This is a genomic window from Gelidibacter sp. (genome assembly GCF_035577925.1).
Classification (GTDB): Bacteria; Bacteroidota; Bacteroidia; order Flavobacteriales; family Flavobacteriaceae; genus Gelidibacter.
This window is the reverse complement of the sequence record NZ_DATJCY010000270.1, coordinates 1-3935: the sequence shown is the minus strand read 5'-3', so window position 1 is coordinate 3935 and position 3935 is coordinate 1. Positions and strand designations below refer to the sequence as shown.

Below are 3935 nucleotides of genomic sequence, written 5' to 3'. Positions count from 1 at the left end.
CAGGAGCAGGAGTTGAGATTGCAAGCACAGGATCAATAAAGGTGCATGGCCACCTCATTACCTCTGATAATTTCCTTGTAAAATCCACCAGTTCGAGATTTGGAAGCTTGATTGTTGTAAAATATGAAGACGAGGATGATGATCAAATCCCCACTGTTTCTGCTCAAGTGACAGGTAAGGTCAAATACTCCCGTTTTGTTAATGATAGGGGCGACAATGATTTGATCTCGGCGCCGGTTAGTGGGCAAGGTTTTATGGAATTTTGGCAAACCAATCCAAATCTTGCGCGAAACAATGCGGGCACTAGATTTATATTTGGTCCTTTTGATAAAGCTACAGGCGACTATGTCATTTCTACCGATTCGGATAATTATATCCTTGAACCCGGAATTGGATATAGAGCTGCTTCTGAAGGTAGAGACCCGCTCGTATTTAATGGTACTGTAAGTGTTGGTAACGTTTCTGTGACTATTGAAGAGTCTGGTACAGGTTATAAAGAATGGAACCTTATAGGGAATCCTTATCCTACATTTATTAGCTTGCAAGCTCTTGGCGGTCCTAACCAAAATCTTCTTCATGCCGAGGCACAAGGGATATATGCTTATACTCCTGGAAATTCAAGTAATAAGTGGAGACCTATCTTATTTGGAGCACATGCCGGTGCTGCAATTGCACCTGGCCAAGGGTTCTATGTGGCTGCTCTGCCTACAGCGGGGAGCTTCCTCTTTAGACCGAGTATGATGATGGATGGAAGTGAATCTGACGACTTTATTGCAGGAAGAACAGAAAATAAAGATGCCAACTCCGGATTCTTAAAGCTTAATATCTCCAATGAAGGCAAAAACTACGATACGGAATTGTTTTTTATGGAGCAAGCCTCACGCGGTTTGGATCCAGGTTACGATGGACGGGTTTATGGCAAAAAAGCAGGAGCTTTCGCTATATATTCCCACTTGGTTGAAGACAGCAAAGGAACGGATATGGCGGTACAGTCCGTTGGATATTCTGATCTTACCAATGGCGTTGTGATTCCAATTGGGATCAATGCTTCGGAAGGCATGCAGATTACCGTCAATATTTCAGAGTTTAATTTGCCAGAAGGTACCGAAGTCCGTTTGGAAGACAATTCAAACAATACGTTCACCTTGTTAAATACCTCTGATTATACCTTTACAGCAACATCTAACCTAAAGGACATTGGGAGATTCTTTTTGCATGTCAGTACAAAGCCTTTGTCCAATAAGGATGATATATTGAATGGTTTGCAAATTTATACTACTAATAAAAGCAAAACATTGTATGTAAAAGGTTTGATAAAAGACCAAGCACAAGTCAATATCTATGATATTCAAGGACGTATCATGACTTCTGCGTCACTTAAAGCCAATACCAATAGCAATGAGGTGGATATGAGTAATCTAAGTACAGGTATTTATGTTGCTGAATTAAAAAGCAGTGGTTCGGTCAAGACCCAAAAGGTGATTTTAAAATAATATCACGCGCATAATTTTTTAAAAATCCAATCGTTTTTAATAATTGAAAATGATTGGATTTTTTTATTTGACAGCATAATGTATTTTTGCAGTGTTGCTTTGGGTCTCCTAATTTTAAACTTTTAATGCCGTTGTCATTATACAGCTTTATTATAGAGAGGTTGAAATGCATGATCTTAAATGCCAATGAAAAGAACATTTACAATACTTTTGTTATTATTTATAGCTTTTCCGATTGTAGGTCAGGATATTGCTGTGTTCTCTGGTACCAAAAACCCCACAACTGCCACGGTTTCTAACCTTACAGCCGAGCCTTTATCAAGGGGCCCTGCACTTACCGTTGCTGGAGGCAACACCTTTAATAGTGGCAATTGGGCCACTGGCGATAAGCTTAATGTCAACAGTTATATTGAATGGTCGGTCACTGCCGATGCTGGTTATATCATCAACATTTCTGAATTGCAAATTAATTTTGATCGGGATCCCGACGGATTGTCGCATTTTTTTACGGGCAACGGTCCTTCTAAAATACGATTAAGGACCAGTTTGGATAATTTCACGACCGATATTTACTCAAACGATAAGGTCAGTAATTCAGGACTTTCTCCCGTCATCGAAACGGCGCTCCAATCGACTACCGGTGGTACGATCACCTTTAGGATCTATGGCTTTTCATCCACCATAGGCATGCTGGGGCCTTTAGGTACTTTTGATATTGAAGGCGGTTTAGGAAAAATCATGGGGCTTGATCATGTAGGTATTCGCCTTGCCGGGACTGTTACCTACGACGGATTGCTCTATACAAATAACCAATGGATTCCCAGACCGCCAAGTGCTACAACTGCCGATGACAATGTTTTTATTGTAGATGGTACTTATACCGTTTCTGATAAGGTACAGGTCAAAAATTTGACCGTCCGCCCCGGTGCAGGCGTCGTTATTCAAAAAACAGGTGCAATAACCGTCAATGGGCATCTGACAACCGCAGATAATCTTACCTTGCACTCGGATGACGACCAGTTCTCAAGTTTGATTGTTAGTGACTCGGTTATCGGAACCGCCAAATACCAACAAAAGGTGTCCATTGCCACTCCTATTGGAGGGTCGGGCAATAGTATGTTGGTTGCGGCACCTTTATCGGGCGAAGCCTTTAATGTCTTCCGGCAATCCAACCCCAATATTACGACCAATAAGGTTAAAACGCTGGCTTTATTCGGGCCGTTCAATAAAGTGAAGAGTGCTTATGCTACCTATTCCAATAACGAAACCACTCCGCTGACAGCTGGCACAGGCTATCGAACGGCGATCGTAAAAAATGGGGTGCTTAATTTTGCTGGCACTGTTAATACGCAAGCTATCCATAAACCCATTTTAAACTCGGGTACGGATTATCCTGAATGGAATCTCATTGGCAATCCGTATCCCTCCTATTTGAAGTTGCGTGATTTCTTAGCAGCTAACAACGCTGATTTTTCATCGGAAGCTTCAGGACTTTACAGTTTTCATGGTGATCCTACCAATGGTTGGACCATTTGGAATTTGGCCTATCTCACCTTACATCCCGATGCCCACATAGCACCAGGGCAAGGTTTTTTTGTAGCTTCCAAAGCGGGAGGTGGGACGGTTACTTTTGTGCCCGAAATGCGTACCGTTGGGCCTCTTAAAAGTTTTGGCGTCCAAAACGAGCAGGTTTCCAAAAAAACGGGCTTTTTAAAATTGCATCTTACTAATGGTATTGCAAGTTATGGCACGGATTTTTATTTTAATGAGCAGTCCACACCAGGTTTAGATCCTGGCTATGATGCTGCTATTTTTGGTGATTTAGCGCCCGATTTTGCAATTTATTCCCATTTGCTGGACGATCATAATGACAAGGATATGGCGGTGCAATCGTTGCCCTATTCTGATCTTTTGAACGGGACGGTTATCCCCATTGGGATTAATGCTGCCAAAGGACAACAGCTGCGCATCGCGATAGCTTCGGCCATCCTCCCAGAAGAAACGGAGGTTTATATGGAGGATAAATTGTCACAAACCTTTACCTTATTGAGTCGCCACGATTATGTGTTTTATGCCGATGCCAATGTTGCAGGAACGGGACGTTTCTTTTTGCATATCATCCCGTCCACCTTATTTTTTGGAGACCATGAAGACTATTCTCCGCAACTTTTTACGAGTAATGGTTCGCGTATGTTGCATATAAACGGTGTTGTCAGACCCAATACCAGTCTGATGGTATATGACCTTCAAGACCGGCTGTTGTTAAGTGCCCAATTGGATGAACAGGCTACCGAGCAACATCTTGATCTTTCGGATTTATCCAAAGGAATGTATGTGGTTAAGCTCAAGAACAGCTTTTATGATAAGATTATGAAGATTCTTGTTCAGTAGTGGGTAGAGGGTAGAGGGTAGAGGGTAGAGGGTAGAGGGTAGAGGTTAGGG

At 42.1% G+C, this 3935-nt stretch carries 2 protein-coding genes; both read left to right on the top strand.

The genetic code is table 11. The features are described from left to right. Window positions 1-1493 (top strand): T9SS type A sorting domain-containing protein (locus VNJ50_RS10655; RefSeq protein WP_325581687.1); only part of this gene is annotated, 1493 nt, incomplete at its 5' end. A gap of 186 nt (window positions 1494-1679) precedes the next feature. Further along, window positions 1680-3884, top strand: a complete 2205-nt coding sequence (locus VNJ50_RS10650) for a T9SS type A sorting domain-containing protein (RefSeq protein ID WP_325581685.1) — start codon at window positions 1680-1682, stop codon at window positions 3882-3884. Window positions 3885-3935 lie beyond the last annotated feature (51 nt).

Bases quoted from the DNA above. Each gene is read 5' to 3' on its own strand.
- VNJ50_RS10650 (WP_325581685.1), top strand. From the start codon at position 1,680: ATGAAAAGAACATTTACAATACTTTTGTTATTATTTATAGCTTTTCCG.